The 15,949-nt window shown below is 40.7% G+C and carries 13 protein-coding genes; 8 read left to right on the top strand and 5 right to left on the bottom strand.

Annotated elements, in window-relative coordinates; translation table 11 throughout:
- Window positions 1-8 precede the first annotated feature (8 nt).
- Both GUY17_RS14980 and GUY17_RS14975 read right to left on the bottom strand, forming a co-directional pair.
- Window positions 9-320 (bottom strand): EscU/YscU/HrcU family type III secretion system export apparatus switch protein, encoded by a 312-nt coding sequence (locus GUY17_RS14980; RefSeq protein WP_041413136.1) that lies wholly within the window; start codon window positions 318-320, stop codon window positions 9-11.
- A gap of 11 nt (window positions 321-331) precedes the next feature.
- The gene (locus tag GUY17_RS14975; RefSeq protein ID WP_162023599.1) at window positions 332-2,500 is read right to left on the bottom strand and encodes a hypothetical protein; all 2,169 of its coding nucleotides are present in this window, start codon (window positions 2,498-2,500) and stop codon (window positions 332-334) included.
- A gap of 343 nt (window positions 2,501-2,843) precedes the next feature.
- Between GUY17_RS14975 and GUY17_RS14970 the strand changes: the two genes are divergently transcribed.
- Window positions 2,844-3,623 carry a VacJ family lipoprotein gene (locus GUY17_RS14970; RefSeq protein WP_101086468.1) on the top strand — a complete coding sequence of 260 codons (780 nt, stop codon included), beginning with the start codon at window positions 2,844-2,846 and terminating at the stop codon, window positions 3,621-3,623.
- 46 nt (window positions 3,624-3,669) lie between these two features.
- A complete protein-coding gene (locus GUY17_RS14965) occupies window positions 3,670-4,791 on the top strand; it encodes a response regulator (RefSeq protein WP_162023598.1) in 1,122 nt (373 codons plus the stop codon).
- Window positions 4,792-5,464: 673 nt separating this feature from the next.
- Here GUY17_RS14965 and GUY17_RS14960 read toward each other — a convergent pair.
- Window positions 5,465-6,973 (bottom strand): peptide MFS transporter, encoded by a 1,509-nt coding sequence (locus GUY17_RS14960; protein WP_101086470.1) that lies wholly within the window; start codon window positions 6,971-6,973, stop codon window positions 5,465-5,467.
- Window positions 6,974-7,506: 533 nt separating this feature from the next.
- Between GUY17_RS14960 and GUY17_RS14955 the strand changes: the two genes are divergently transcribed.
- The 6 genes from GUY17_RS14955 to GUY17_RS14930 all read left to right on the top strand — a co-directional run bounded on the left by GUY17_RS14955 (window position 7,507) and on the right by GUY17_RS14930 (window position 13,706).
- Window positions 7,507-8,154, top strand: a complete 648-nt coding sequence (locus GUY17_RS14955) for an OmpA family protein (protein WP_162023597.1) — start codon at window positions 7,507-7,509, stop codon at window positions 8,152-8,154.
- Between the two features lie 34 nt (window positions 8,155-8,188).
- Window positions 8,189-9,013 carry a mechanosensitive ion channel family protein gene (locus GUY17_RS14950; RefSeq protein WP_101087193.1) on the top strand — a complete coding sequence of 275 codons (825 nt, stop codon included), beginning with the start codon at window positions 8,189-8,191 and terminating at the stop codon, window positions 9,011-9,013.
- 355 nt (window positions 9,014-9,368) lie between these two features.
- The gene (poxB, locus tag GUY17_RS14945) at window positions 9,369-11,093 is read left to right on the top strand and encodes a ubiquinone-dependent pyruvate dehydrogenase (protein ID WP_162023596.1); all 1,725 of its coding nucleotides are present in this window, start codon (window positions 9,369-9,371) and stop codon (window positions 11,091-11,093) included.
- Between the two features lie 370 nt (window positions 11,094-11,463).
- Window positions 11,464-12,057 carry a thiol peroxidase gene (gene tpx / locus GUY17_RS14940; protein ID WP_101086473.1) on the top strand — a complete coding sequence of 198 codons (594 nt, stop codon included), beginning with the start codon at window positions 11,464-11,466 and terminating at the stop codon, window positions 12,055-12,057.
- A 46-nt stretch (window positions 12,058-12,103) separates the two neighbouring features.
- Window positions 12,104-13,114 carry a low-specificity L-threonine aldolase gene (gene ltaE, locus GUY17_RS14935; RefSeq protein WP_101086474.1) on the top strand — a complete coding sequence of 337 codons (1,011 nt, stop codon included), beginning with the start codon at window positions 12,104-12,106 and terminating at the stop codon, window positions 13,112-13,114.
- A 223-nt stretch (window positions 13,115-13,337) separates the two neighbouring features.
- Entirely contained in the window at window positions 13,338-13,706 is a 369-nt protein-coding gene (locus GUY17_RS14930; RefSeq protein ID WP_101086475.1) for an acyl-CoA thioesterase, read from the top strand.
- A 140-nt stretch (window positions 13,707-13,846) separates the two neighbouring features.
- Here the strand turns inward: GUY17_RS14930 and GUY17_RS14925 are convergent, their stop codons facing one another.
- Together GUY17_RS14925 and yiaY are read right to left on the bottom strand one after the other, a co-directional pair.
- Entirely contained in the window at window positions 13,847-14,212 is a 366-nt protein-coding gene (locus tag GUY17_RS14925; RefSeq protein WP_101086476.1) for a cytoplasmic protein, read from the bottom strand.
- Between the two features lie 267 nt (window positions 14,213-14,479).
- Window positions 14,480-15,628 (bottom strand): L-threonine dehydrogenase, encoded by a 1,149-nt coding sequence (gene yiaY / locus GUY17_RS14920; RefSeq protein WP_162023595.1) that lies wholly within the window; start codon window positions 15,626-15,628, stop codon window positions 14,480-14,482.
- Window positions 15,629-15,949: the final 321 nt, after the last annotated feature.

Below are 15,949 nucleotides of genomic sequence, written 5' to 3'. Positions count from 1 at the left end.
GAATGGCGTTATGCTTGAGCGACAATTTTTTGATGAAGATTATCCCATTGTTCTGGGAATTTTCCATCTAACATATACACAAATGCAATCAATTCTGCGATTAAAAGATACAGCTCTTTAGGTACTTCATCACCTAATTCTAATAGCTGCAAAAACTCACTTAAGTGTGGATCTTGATGTATATGGATCCCCGCTTCTTTAGCGATTAATATCATCTCCTCGGCAACTAAGTCCTTACCCGTAGCAGTAATTTTAGGAGCACTTTTACCATCAAAACTGAGTGCAACTGCTTGCTGTATTTTTTTAGAGTCATCTTTCATTATGTTCTCTATTAAGCTCTGGTTTTGACTAAATAGTGATCGCCAGGTAATAACGTCGCTGGAATTTGGGCTAACTGTGTTGTGAGCTTACCTGGTGTAAAACCAATTTGTGTAATTTTATCTGACAGTGTTTGGTTAAAACGTTCTACTTTCGTAAGTAGCATTTGGTTGTTGCCTTTAAATTGGATATCAAGCACATCTGCCTGCTTATGAGCACAAATCAATAATGATCCTTGGGCTAAATTAAATTTGAGTTGTAGTTTCCATCCTGCTTTTTTATCTTTGTCTGAATCATTTTCTTGTTCAAATTTACCTTCAAACTGTTCATCGCGTTGGTTAATTGAATAAGGTAGAGCAAAGTACCAAGTCATGGCTTGATTGGGATCGGTGCTTGCATGTTGGTACAGCGCAATACTGTTAGCCAATTGTGCCAAAGAGTCTGCCCCTCCTAACTTATCTAATGCGGCTAACAGGCCTGAATTAGCACTGAGTTTACTCAAGGTCCGTTGTTGCAACTGCGCAAGGTGGGCCTGAAGTTTATCGCTGATCCCTGAGCCTGTTGATTTTGTTTTCACCCCTAATAATAACTGGAATAAGGTTGTGATAGCGCTACCAGAAAACAGAGGCGAGGGTTGTGAGTTTGTTGAGTGACCTAGCTGAGTGTGGGCAAGATTAAGCGCCGCTAAACTGTATAGCTCACTGCTGAGTAATGCTGGGTCACTCAATGCACTTAATGGATGCGGGCTAATTTGTGGCAAATGCTTAAACAGTTCACTGGCCAGATTATGTGTAACTTGTTGGCTTAACTGCTGTTTTATTGGCATCGCGCCTGCTTTTGATAATGCTTTATTCAGCACTTCTATTGGTGCTGGGTCACTGTTCATTTTGTTTAATGCGTTGTTGTTGGATGCATTGTTGTTTAATGCATTGTTGTTTAATGCATTATTGCTTGGCGCATTGCTCTTTGCACTATTGTCTATCGCAGAAGCAGTGTTTGCTTTGGGTGTGTTTTGTTCCGCTAATGATTTTGTCGATAACGATGTTTGCTCTACCGTGTTGGTAGCGTTTTTGGCTAGATTGGCTTGCTGAGCCATACTGCTGGCGGTTTTAGTGAGATTCGATTCAGATGAAAGTCCTGATGGATTAGGTTGTTGTGTTACCGGCCCCCCGGTTTTTACTGTAGCACTATCTTGGCCGATTTTGGCTGAAAAAGGCGTTAATTTAATAGGCGTTTTTTGTTGGGTATCGCTTCCTTTTACCGCATTATCAAGTGTAGGCAGTGGTGTGGACTCTAGCTTTTTTAGAAATTGGCTGAGGATTTGTGCTGGTTCATTTTTAGTGATGATGATGTTTGCTGCTTGAACAGACTGATCTGCTTGAGGCGTTGTGGTGAGTTTCGTTAAATTAACGGTTATTTCAGCAATGACTGGCGTGAGCGCAAGTTGCAATTGCTGATGCTGCACCACCACCTTAGCTAAATATTGGCCTGAGTTTAACGCGGTGTTTGGCGATAATTGGATGCTTGTGCCACCAGAAAAAGTTAATTTCCCTTGGTCTATTATCGCTGTAGGCAGAGGATAACCTTGAGTTCTAGTTGCCAGCGTTGCGAGTTGTTGTGTTGATACACCATTTTGCTTTGCCAGTTCCTCAAGACCTTGTGGTAAGGAAAGCTGAATGGGTTGTGCCAAAAGCACTAATTGAGTGGTAACTGTTTGGGCGGGTGATGTGACCGTTGAGCCAGCAGAAGCCGTTGACATTACAGGGGTGGTAGCTTGGTTGTTGATGATTTCTGTTTGGACTACGGGTACATTTACACTGGAAACGGCACGAGCCACAAGTTTAGCGTGATCGCTTGCTATAACGACTTGCGCTGTCTGTTGTAATAATTTTTGCAGTTCAGCGGTCTTGTTTAGTTGATATTGCTGATTTTCAATGGTGACGTCGAGTGGTGCGTTTGCTGGTGGTTGTAACACTTTGACGGGCAATAATACGGCTGCTAAATCTGATTTAGTGGTCGACGAGCTAGATACCGCGGATTTGTCATTTGAAGTTTTTGTTGGCAAAGAAGGACTATCGGTTTGAGTTTGTTTGCGCTCAGCCAACTTCTGCGGACTTGCATCTGCAGGCTTTATTGTGACGGTATTGACCGTTTTTTGAGGGAGCGTTGTTGGTACAGCCATAGAAATCCTTTCAAACGAACATGTTTGTCTATTGAAATCAATCTACATGTCAGTGAATAATATTAACTACATTTACAATTTTTTGATTGATATTGTCAAATGGGACAGTATCCTTAGCTCCCTGTTACCTTATTGGGGTAACATACAGGGTTTTATTGCCATTACAGTGAATGATTGCTGATAACACAGACGTATGAGTAAGGCCTGACTGATAAATAGTGAATAATAACAGCCTTACACTTGCTTGCTAAATTATATCGACTTGAACAAAAATTGCTTTAATAAAAAAGACAAAAATAGCAGTTTGTTGAGTAGTACCTTTTGTCATTTTAAAGAGAATTATATGAAGTATAAATGGATATTACTTCAGGTGTTTGTTGCCGTTAGCATGCCAGTGTATGCCGAAGCAGAAGCACCTCAAGTTGCCACATCATCACGTCCTGCGGTCGAAATCAAATACAATGATCCTCGCGATCCATTTGAAGAAGTTAACCGCACAATGTGGGACTTTAACTATCTGTTTTTAGATCGGTATATTATTCGCCCAGTTGCCCATGGTTATAAAGACTATGTCCCTAATCCAGTCAGAACGGGTGTTAATAATTTTGTTTATAACCTAGAGGAACCTAGCTCTCTGGTGAATAATACCTTGCAAGGAAAGTGGGGATGGGCTGCTAATGCCGGCGGCCGTTTTACGGTTAATACCACCATAGGTTTACTGGGTTTAGTCGATGTAGCTGACATGATGGGGATGCACCGTAAACAAGATGATTTCAACGAAGTGTTGGGTTATTACGGTACACCAAATGGCCCTTATTTTATGGCGCCGTTTTATGGCCCAATTGTGACAAGAGAAATCGCCTCTGATTGGGTGGATGGTCTATACTTTCCTTTATCTGAGCTAACGATGTGGCAGTCAGTATTAAAATGGGGTTTAAAAGGCTTGGATGCTCGTTCTAAAGCCATTGATCAAGAAAGATTATTAGACAATGCTCTTGATCCTTATGCTTTTGTAAAAGATGCCTATTTGCAGCATATGGATTACAAAGTTTTTGATGGTGATGTGCCATCTAGTCAAGCGGACGATGAGTTACTTGACGAATATTTAGATGAACTAGAATAGTCGAGGCATACAGGCACCTCGGCAGTGTAGTTTGCGAGGTTGTTGTATGGCGCTTACTGATGTCGAGATCCTCTTTGTTGAAGATGACCCGATATTTCGCCATGTCGTTGCTGATTTTTTGCAGCGGCAAGGTGCTCGGGTTCAACAAGCATGTAATGGCGATGAAGGCATAGCCCTTTTTTCCGATGCTATTTTTGATATTGTTATTGCAGATTTAAGCATGCCAGGCCTTCATGGTTTGTCGATGCTTAAACAAATGCAAGATATTAATCCTGCTATACCCGCTATTGTTATTTCTGGTAATGATGTGATGTCTGATGTTGTCGAAGCATTGCGCATCGGTGCCAGTGATTATCTGACTAAACCTATTGCTGATTTATTCATTATTGAGCAGGCAATCATACAAGCGATGATGTCAGCCGCTACGCCGATGAATGTTTCTGGGCAATCGCATTTACAAGAAATGAATGAGTTATCTTACCAAGAGCTTACCGATAACTTATCTTTACTTGAGCAAAATGCTCAAGCGGCCAAAAGTGTTCAGCAGCAGTTATTTCCTGCGTCGCATATCTATTATCCCAAAGCCGAAATCAATTACAGTCTATTTAAAAATAATGATGTTAGTGCTTACTTCATTGATTCTACAATGGTGGGGGAGCATCATTTAGTGATGTATATGGCACACTTTTCGCCTGAGGATAATAGCGCCGCTTTTGGCTGTGTCTTATTGCGTAGTTTTATTAATCAAAAACTTAAGTTATTTAGAAATGGTTTAAGCAATACCTTAATCGAACCTAATAATATGTTGTCTTATCTTCATGAGCGTATGGTGAAGTCTGGGTTACATATTCATACCGATATTATTTATGTGTGCCTCGATTTGACCCGCTACCAGTTATCAATAGGGCAGTCTGGTAAAGGATTAAGGTGCTATTTACGTAACGGTAATGAGCTTACTCCTCTAGCATTGCCAGAATCAGCACCTCTTGGCAGTACCGTATGGGATAAGCCGAGTATGCAAACTAGAACCTTGTTACTGGATGAACAAATTTGTATTGGCACACATTTTTATGAGCATAAACAACAACTGCTTGATAACCGTTTTACAGGATTGGTTTATCAATCCGATATTAAAGCAGGTGGCTTTATGCAGTTAGCGTGTCGCTGATCATTGTTTAAGTCTATCTAGACACTAGAAACCTAGAGCGCTGCGCTGCTAGGACGCTTCGCGGCTAGAGGCTATAAAAGCAAACAGCATAGCGAAGTGAACCTAGCAGGACGAAGTCCGCTCTAGCAGCGAAGTGAACCTAGCAGGACGAAGTCCGCTCTAGCAGCGAAGCGAACCTAGCAGGACACAGTCCGTTCTAGCTGCGAAGTGAACCTAGCAGGACGAAGTCCGCTCTAACAGCGAAGTGAACCTAGCAGGATGAAGTCAGCTCTAGCAGCGAAGCGATTCTAGCAGGACGAAGTCTGCTCTAGCAGCGAAGCGATCCTAGCAGGATGATGTCAGCTCTAGCAGCGAAGCGATCCTAGCAGGACGAAGTCCGCTCTAACAGCGAAGCGACTCTAGCAGGACGAAGTCCGCTCTAGCAGCGAAGCGATTCTAGCAGAACACAGTCCGTTCTAGCAGCGAAGCGACTTTAGAAGGACGAAGTCCGTTCTAGCCGCGAAGCGATCCTAGCAGGACACAGTCCGTTCTAGCAGCGAAGTGACTTTAGCAGGACACAGTCCGTTCTAGCAGCGAAGTGACTTTAGCAGGATGATGTGGGTATATAAAAAATCCCCTCACAAGTGAAACTTGGAGGGGATTTTATTAAGAATAACAATTACATCAAAACCAATTAACGTTGAATTCCTTCGTGTTCGGCCGTGACTGCAATTTCTTCTTCTAATACTTCTTCTTCAGTCTCATTTTTGTTTTCTGCACCGTGCATCCAGTCAACTAATTTATCTGACATTAGGTATAAAATAATACCTGAGACGACCGCGGTAATACCAATGCCGGCAAAAATTGCCATTGCGTTAGCGAGTTGTTCTTCGACTTCGCCGCCATGGCCAATCAATGAACCGACTAGGCCACCAATTTTGTTTGCTGCAGCAATAAATAGGAACCATGCACCCATCATTAATGATGCAATACGCAGTGGAGCCAGTTTAGTGACCATCGATAAACCAATTGGTGATAAACATAATTCACCCATGGTGTGGAAGAAGTAAGCTCCTACTAACCACCACATGCTTGATTTAACTGAAGCGTCGCCACCCATTTCGAACACTGCGCCCATCATGAATAAGAAACCAATGGCCAGTAAGAATAAACCTAACGCAAATTTAACGGGTGAGTTAGGTTCATTTTTACCTAAGCGGATCCAAATAGAGGCAATCACTGGGGCAAAAACAACAATAAAGATAGCATTGAGTGATTGGAAGTAAGTGGTCGGTACTTCCCACGAGCCAATCATACGATCGGTGAAATTGTTGGTGAACAAGTTCATTAATCCGCCTGCTTGTTCGAAGCCAGCCCAGAAAATAATGGTGAATAACCCCATTACCATAATGACTTTAATACGGTCACGTTCAATCTTAGTTAGTGGTTCACTTCTGGTTTCACCTCTAGCTGCATTTTTTCTTTGTTCTACTTTAGCTGCCGGTTCGGTACCGATGTCGCCAAGTAATTTTTGGGCAAAGAAAAATTGAATAATCAACGATAAAATCATACCAACACCGGCGCAGAAGAAGCCTGCTTGCCAGTTATTGATAAACACGTCTTCACCACCAATAACCACTTCATGACCAAATGAAGTGTAAGCCCAAGCAACGATAAAGCCTGACAAGGCTGCACCTAAGTTGATGCCCATGTAAAATATGGTAAATGCGCCATCACGACGGTGATCACCAGCAGGGTATAAATCACCTACCATTGTGGAGATATTTGGTTTAAATAGGCCGTTACCTATAATTAGCGTCCCTAAACCAATATAAAACATAGTGGTTTCTAAACCCGGCATCCAGCTATGTGGTGCTGCAAGCGTAAATTGACCCGCTGCCATTAAGAAGCCACCAATATAAATGGCTTTACGTTGACCCAATACGTTATCTGCTAGCCAGCCACCAATTAATGGTGTTAAGTAAACTAAACCGGTAAAAGTACCATATAGAGATAATGCGTCTGCTTGGCTCCAGCCTAAACCACCACCTGCTTCATTGCTTTGCACTTTATCTACCAAATAAAGTACTAAAATTGCACGCATTGCGTAATAGCTAAAGCGTTCCCATAGTTCTGTTGTAAAAAGCAAGAACAGCCCCTTAGGGTGTCCAAACAATGTACCTTGTGGTTTTGCGTCACTCATTAAGTCTTCCACCTTAAGCTTGTGATTGCCTGTGAGAAAATATCGTCACAGAAATAATTGTTTGCAAGAGTTGTCTATGATTGCCTTATCAACTAACACTTGAAATAACGGGTGTTTGACCGTGATGAAGCAATACTGAGCAACTTTATTGTTTATTTTTTATATTAAATAATGTCAGTTTGACGCTGAATGCTAACCAAACATCAAAAAGCTAACCTTATATACCCTTTTCATGCCGGCAAAGTCAATGTTAATGCGGGGAACAGAGAGGTTAAGCTTGTTATAAAATGTGTCAATACAAACAATCAACTATCAGTAATGTTAGTTGTTTGTATTGTTTTTGTTGCAAAGTTAGCTGGAAATTAATAAGGTTTTCTGGCATCGAGCCGATACCTATATCACGCTTAAGTGACATTTTAGTTAAGCATGATGGTGCAAGGTGTTGATTATAAAGTGTTGTCTTTTAATTTCAGCGATAAACAGTTAAAATACGATTCTTTAACAAATTTCGATGTCATGTCGAAGAGGTATTTATGACTATCATTCGAGCTGTGACATTGATTTTAATTGGCTGTTTTATCTGCACTGCCCATGCCTGGGTCGATACAGATTTTGACGGCGTTCCTGATAAAAAAGATGCCTGTAATGATACCCCTGTTAATAGCGTTGTTATGGCAAATGGTTGTATTGATACTGAATTGTTGATTGTTGATGAGGATGCCGAAGATGATGCAGAGTTTGATGAAGCTGAATTAGGTGCGACAGTAACAAATAATTCGGCCCTTATTGCTGAACAATGTCGTCAACAACGAGATGTTTCTGTGGCAGTGGATTGTTTTGGGTCTATTCTTCAACCTGTGTATTTTGATTTTGATAAATCAGTAGTGTTGTTAACTCAGCGACCAACCTTGGTTAGGGTACAGCAATACATTGAACAACATCCTCAAGTGGCTATTCGTTTAGAGGGACACACTGATAATATTGGTAGTGATGCTGTTAACCGCTCACTATCACTTAAACGTGCAGCCACCATTAAAGATTTACTCGTAAATGAGTACCAATTTCAACCGACGTCGATTGAGATCGTTGGCATGAGTAACAAAAAACCGATCGCGGATAATGCCACTATAGAAGGGCGTCAGCGTAATCGACGAGTAGAATTTATTATATCGGCAGAATAAGACTGCTATTAAAATGGAGAAAGAAATGGAACATATAGAAGGTTTAGATGCTTTAGTGGAGCAGGCACCTGAGTTTTTGATGACTTATGGTCTTAAAGCGCTAGCTGCTATTGTTATTTTTCTCATCGGTAAGTATTTTTCCGGTGTAGCAAAACGCATAACAACCAAATTATTGACCAACCGCAAAGTGGATACAACAGTTGTTTCGTTTGTGGCAAACTTAGCGTGGATGTTGGTGTTTGTATTTACTATTGTCGCCACGCTGGGTCAAGTTGGTGTGCAAACTGCGTCATTGGTTGCGGTTATCGGTGCCGCGGGTTTAGCGGTAGGTTTGGCATTACAAGGTTCACTTTCGAACTTTGCATCAGGTGTATTGATGGTGCTTTTCCGTCCATGTCGCGTAGGTGACTTTATCGAAGCGGCTGGTGTTGCCGGTGTAGTTGATGAAATTACCATTTTCTCAACCCGTTTACGTACTGGTGACAACAAAATGATTATCGCGCCTAACTCAGCGATTATGAACGGCACTATCACCAACTATTCAGCCTTAGAAAAGCGTCGTATCGATTTAACGATTGGTGTTTCGTATACTGCTGATATCGCTAAAACTAAGAAGGTATTAGCGGATATTTTAGATAATAATCAGTTTGTGTTAAAAGACCCTAGTTATACTATCGGTCTAGCTGAGCTTGCTGACTCTTCAATCAACTTTGTTGTACGTCCGTGGGTTAAAACACCAGACTATTGGACTGCGCGTTTTGAATTGCTTGAGCAAATCAAGAATGCATTAGATGCAGCTGAGATTGAAATTCCATTCCCACAAATGGATTTGCATGTGAAAGAAGTTCCAGCAAAATAATATTGCAGACAAGTTAATCTTCTAAAAACCAGCATTTGCTGGTTTTTTTATACCTAATATCCGCTCTACTCCCCAAAAACATTCTTAATTGAGTTGTTTTTTGTGCGTCAATAATCATCTAGTTAGTCTTACTTTTATTATTTACTGTTTTTAGCAGCCATAACGCCTTATTTAATAAATATATATTTTTTTGAACATATAAAAAATAAATGTTTATGAAAAAATAACCATTTAGCATTGTTAAGCAGCGTTTCCAAGAGGATGATAATTAAAGGTAAGATTTTTGGCTGTCATTGATTAAAAATCTACTGCTGCACCTTTTTTCATCAAATTTCATACTTAGGAGTATCTTAATATGAGTCAAAGTATCGCAAGTTTTATTACTCAAACCCTTGAACAAGCAGGCGTGAAACGGATTTGGGGGGTAACTGGCGATTCACTTAACGGAATTAGTGATAGCTTGCGAAAAATGGGTACGATTGAATGGCTAGGAACACGCCATGAAGAAAGCGCTGCTTTTGCCGCAGGTGCAGAAGCACATATTTCAGGAGAGTTGGCCGTCTGTGCTGGTTCTTGTGGTCCAGGTAATCTTCATTTGATTAATGGGTTGTTCGATTGTCATCGTAATAAAGTTCCAGTATTAGCCATTGCTGCTCATATACCTTCATCAGAAATTGGCAGCAATTATTTCCAAGAAACTCACCCACAAGAATTATTTAAAGAGTGCAGTGTTTTTTGTGAATTAGTTTCCAGCCCTGAACAAATGCCATATTTACTCGAAACAGCCATGCGTCAGGCTATCTTACATAATGATGTTAGTGTGCTGGTTCTTCCGGGAGATATCGCGCTTAAGGCGATGCCTGAAACGACCAAACCAAAATGGAACGTCCCAAAACCTGCTTCTTATATCGCTAATTTAGCTGACACAAAAACACTTGCTACTCACCTTAATAAAAGCGGCAAAGTCACTTTATTGTGTGGTGCTGGCTGTAAAGATGCTCATGATGAAATTGTTGCCTTAGCCGCAAAATTACAAGCACCCATTGTACATGCCATGCGCGGTAAAGAGTTCCTTGAATATGATAACCCTTACGATGTTGGGATGACTGGGTTTATCGGCTTTTCATCTGGTTACCACGCAATGCAACAAGCAGATACGTTGTTGATGATAGGCACCAGCTTCCCTTATCGAGCTTTCTATCCAGAAAACATCACTATCTTACAAATTGATAATCAGCCCGCGTCACTCGGGAGACATGTGCAGATTGATTTTGGTGTTCTAGGGGATACCAAAAATACCGTCACTTCACTGCTTGAACTTATTAAGGAAGGCCGTTCTAGCGCTCACCTAGAGCAGTGTGTTAAAAACTATCAAGAATCCCGAAAAGATTTGGATGTTCTCGCCAATGGTAAAACATCACATAATTTAATTCATCCACAATACTTAACCCGTCTGCTTGATGAGCAAGCAGGTCAAGATACTATCTTTACCTGTGACGTTGGCACGCCAACAGTTTGGGCTGCTCGTTATTTATCGATGAATGGTCAACGTCGTTTAATTGGATCATTTAACCATGGATCAATGGCTAATGCATTGTCACAGGCAATGGGAGCTCAATCACTGGATCGTAATCGTCAGGTAATTGCAATGTGTGGTGATGGTGGATTTTCGATGTTGATGGGAGAGCTACTCTCTCTGAAACAACTTAACCTACCGATTAAAATTATTGTTTATAACAACCGCTCACTGGGTTTTGTCGCCATGGAGATGAAAGCCAGTGGCTACTTATCAAATGATACTGATCTAGAGAATCCAAGCTTTGCAAAAATTGCTGAAGCTTGTGGTCTGAAAGGGATCCATGTCAACGATCCAGGCAAACTACCCGAAGCAATGGCGGAAATGATGGAGCACTCTGGGCCAGTTGTTCTTGAAGTCGATACGGCGAAACAAGAGCTTGCGATGCCACCAAAAATTAAGTTCGAACAGGCGAAAGGCTTTAGCGTTTACATGATGAAAGCGCTAATTAATGGTAAAGGTAATGAAATTGTTGAACTGAGTAAAACCAACTGGTCACGTTAATCAAATCCCGTTCCTGTTGGGCTAGGTCATTTAGCCCTTTAGGAAAGTATATGATCGTTAAGCGTTACATTGTAAAATGCCTTGTCGATACTACAGTAACTAATAATCTCTAAACTGTAGATTGAGGCTTATTAAGTCACTAAACTGGCTTTTAAAGAGTATCGAGAAAATTTTATCTAGTAATATCGATTCAAAGTTAAATATATAATATTAAAACTGATTAACTATCTTTATCATAAGAGCACTGAGCCATTAGCTATCATTTACGTAACTATTGGCTCTAACTATTTCTACTGGTGTCATGTTTACTAAGATCTCTCGTTAGCACCCAGTTCAAACCGCTCATCAGTACCTTTAACAGGAGTTTTCCATGAAGCTATTTTCTACCATTGCAGTGATCACATTATTATCTTCATCGGTTATGAGTGCCCCCAGTTTTGCTGGCGAGAAAACCATGATTACTATGGGGGGAACCCCTGTTGCTTTAGAAGGTAAAATACCGAGTATAAATACGGTTGCACCCTTGTTTACTGTTGTGGATGAAAAGTTTAATCCAGTCAGTTTGAGTGACTTTAAAGGTAAGACGATACTCATTAGCGCGGTACCCAGTTTAGACACTGGCGTGTGTGCATTACAGACCAAACGATTTAATAAAGAGTTTACTCAATATGATGCCAATGTGGTCATGTTAACCATTAGCGAAGACTTACCGTTTGCTCAGAAGCGTTTTTGCCAAACCGAAAATGTGGATAAAATTAAAGTGTTGTCTGACTCCGTATGGCGTGATTTTGGCGAAAAGTATGGTTTGTTGATCAAAGACCGTGGTTTATTAGCCCGTTCAATTTTTATTATTGATTCTCAAGGCATATTGAAATATCAAGAATTAGTGACTGAAGTAAGTGAACACCCAAACTACGATGCTGCTTTAGCGGCATTAACAGAAATTTCATCAGCGGCGAAGTAGTTGCGTAGTTTCCATAATGTTGAGTGAAAGAGGATAGAGATGCAGCATGATTGATTTTCGAAGTGATACGGTGACTCAACCGACTGAAGCAATGCGTTTAGCCATGTCGAGGGCGGAGGTCGGTGATGATGTTTATGGTGATGATCCGACCGTCAATAATTTACAAGATATGGCTGCAGAGATGTTTGGCTTTGATGGTGCTCTGTTTGTCAGTTCTGGTACGCAAGCTAATTTATTGGCATTGATGTCTCATTGTGAACGCGGAGATGAGTATCTTTGTGGTCAACAAGCTCATAACTATAAGTTTGAAGGCGGCGGGGCAGCGGTATTAGGCAGCATTCAACCTCAGCCTCTGAATAATCAAGCTGATGGCAGTATTTTATTGAATGATATTGAAGCTGCGATTAAGCCTGATGACGTGCATTTTGCAAGAACACGGTTATTGAGCTTAGAAAATACCATTGGCGGCAAGGTATTAAACCAAGATTATTTATCCCAGGCACAAAGTCTTGCGTTTAATCGTGGGCTTAAAATCCATTTAGATGGTGCCCGGGTTGCCAATGCTGCGGTTGCGCAGGGCATTGCTATTGCCGATATTACTCAATACTTTGACTCTGTATCGATTTGTCTATCAAAAGGCTTATGTGCACCGATTGGGTCGATTCTGTTAGGCGATGAGCGATTAATTGGTAAAGCGACACGTTGGCGTAAAATGCTCGGTGGTGGAATGCGTCAAGCAGGTATTATCGCTGCAGCGGCTAAGTTGGCGTTAACTGAGCAGGTCGATCGTTTAGCGGATGATCATTACAATGCAAAAACCTTGGCTTTGTTGTTGGCTGAAATGAGTGAGTTTGCTGTCGATGTTAGTTTGGTGCAGACCAATATGGTTTTCGCCACACTCGCAGAACATATCGACCCTAAAATGCTTACTGCCAAACTGGCCGATAAAGGCATTATCATTAGTCCGAGCCGGCAGTTGCGCTTGGTGACTCATAAAGATATTAGTGCTAATGACATCAGTGTTTTTGTGAATACGTTGAAGCAAATTATTCGCTAATCAATATCAGTTAATATTCATTTTAAAGGCCATACTCAGTGTGGTCTTTTTCTTTTTTGGTGCGAAGATGCATTTATTTTGGGCATTCTAAGAGTTTTCTAATTTAAAAATCTATTTATCACATTGATTTTTAAAGCTTAATACACTTGGCTTGATCGTTGCTACTTATTTAGAGGTATGCGCCTAACGACGCAAAATTAATAAGTCAGATAATGAGGTCACTATGAAATATTTCTCACGTCATATCATCATGCCTATTCATCTTAATAGCACTCAAAGCTTATGTTGTGGCCAGTTATTAAGTTGGGTTAATGAGGAAGCAACAATTTTTGCCAGTTGCCAAATGCGCAGCCAATTCCATATTGCCAAAGTGATATCGGAAATTAATTTTATGGCACCGGCACAAACGGGCGACATTATCGAGTTTGGGTTTGAGCTCGTAAGCTTAGGTCAAAGTTCAGTCACTGTTCGCTGTAAAATACGTAATAAAGTCAATCATGCGCCGATTGCTTTCATCGATAAGATGGTATTTGTCAACGTGAATGAGAATGGCTTACCCATTCCGCACGGTATGCGAGCCAATGCCGCTTAATTGTATTTCTATTATCGTGGGTTCGTGTTCGTAAGTATGTGTTACGACAGGGCAAGAACTTATAGCCATTGACAATAAAACCGCAAAAAATAAGGAGCTATGATAGCTCCTTAATGTTGATGGTAAATAGACTTGATGTATTATTCGACTTTAGCGATACGCTGTTGATAATCATCGATTAAATGCTCCATTATTTGATTCGGAGAAGCATCTTGGCAGCAGTTGTCTAAATAGATTTTAAAAGTGACAAGGGCATGGCCATCATGCTTAAGGCGGCTACTTTGCATGGCAAAATAAGCTTCTTCATTATCGGCCTTTCGAACCACAAAATCGTCTAGTTCAAATGATTTGGTGCCAGAGAGGTTGTGCCATTTAGTGATACGGTCTAGAGCAATTTCACAAGATTGGTTTACTTCGATATGGTTGAGCCATGTTGCAGCTTGTTCGTTTTCTTTATAGTGCGGGCATCGAACGGTGTAATTATATATATGAGTGATTGCTGTCATTGTTTACCTACCTATTCGCTATCTAAGTGTTTTCACTATAGACCTTATTTTTTATATTGGTCAATCCTTATTTCAAGAACTTAGATCTAAGCATCACTTTTTACTAAATTAAAAATAAGCTGTTGTCATTGTTGATTTTTTACATTAAACGGCAGATAAAAAAGCCCGTAATAAAATACGGGCTTTATGCTGTGCTATAAAACGAATTAAGCTTAATTCTGGTTAATAACTATTTGATAATTACTTATTATCCCTTACTGAGGTTAGTTATAAAGCGTTTGTGAAAATTTGACAGATCTCTTGATGTGTCGCTTGTTTCGGGTTAGTAAAGCCACAAGCATCCTTGAGAGCATTGTCTGCTAAAGTTGGGATGTCTTGTGCTTTTACGCCTAGCTCGGTTAAATTAGCAGGAATGTTAACGGCTTTTGATAATTGCTTAATGGCGTCAATGGCCGCTTTAGCGCCTTGCTCGTCTGTCATTGCTGCTATGTCGACACCCATAGCTTTTGCGACATCAGCTAAGCGTCCAGGCACAACTTGGGCGTTATAGGTTTGTACATGAGGTAGCAATAATGCGTTACAAACCCCGTGTGGTAAGTCATAAAAACCGCCAAGTTGATGTGCCATAGCATGCACATAACCAAGACTGGCATTATTAAAGGCCATGCCCGCTAGAAATTGTGCATAAGCCATGTTTTCTCTGGCTTGAATGTCATCGCCTTTTTTAACTGCATTAATTAAATTGGCTTGGATCAGTTCAATAGCTTTGATTGCACACGCGTCGGTGATGGGATTGGCTGCAATAGAGACATAAGCTTCAATTGCGTGTGTTAATGCGTCCATCCCAGTTGCAGCAGTCAGTGATGCTGGCTTTTCTAGCATCAGTTCAGGATCGTTTACAGATAGAATAGGTGTGGTATTTTTATCGACAATGGCCATTTTAATGTGCCTTGCCTCATCGGTAATAATACAAAAGCGGGTCATTTCACTTGCTGTGCCTGCGGTAGTGTTAATCGCGACTAAAGGCATTTGTGCTTTAGTTGATACATCCACACCTTCATAATCTTTAATGCTACCGCCGTTGGTGGCCACGAGTGCGATTCCTTTAGCGCAATCGTGCGGTGAACCGCCGCCTAAAGAAATAATCACATCACACTGATTGGCTTTTAGTAGTTCAAGGCCTGCAGCAACATTACCTGTTGTTGGGTTAGGTTGAACTCCATCAAAAATAACCACTTCAATACCATTGGCATTGAGTTTATCTGCAACCTTCGCCACTAAACCAATACTCACTAGTGGTTTGTCGGTGACAATAAGTGCTTTGGTAAATCCAAACGCGTTGATGTCTTTAATCGCTTCATCTACGCTGCCTTGACCCAGAATGTTGACGCTTGGAATGAAAAATTTAGTCGCCATATTGATTGTCCTTTATGTAGAATTAAGTTTTCTCTGAATTAAACATACCAATAACATTGCAGTTTTTATGTGACGTGAAGCTCGTTAACGTCGATTAAGTCACAATCAATAGGCCGTTTTATTACCAACACGACATTTTCCAAGTAACTGTGATCTAGGGTGATATTTTTTGACACCGACACTATGGTTGGTCGGTTATTGCGCATTTTGTTGTGTTGGATAGGATGACAATTTCTCTTAAATAATATTATCGAAATTTCAGATGAATATTATGCCCTTTATATATAGAATGGTTTACGGTATAAAGACGAAAAATCATAG

It is taken from the genome of Shewanella sp. Arc9-LZ (assembly GCF_010092445.1).
Classification (GTDB): domain Bacteria; phylum Pseudomonadota; class Gammaproteobacteria; order Enterobacterales; family Shewanellaceae; genus Shewanella.
The sequence above is the reverse complement of the archived record's forward strand: the minus strand, read 5'-3'. Positions and strand labels throughout refer to the sequence as shown.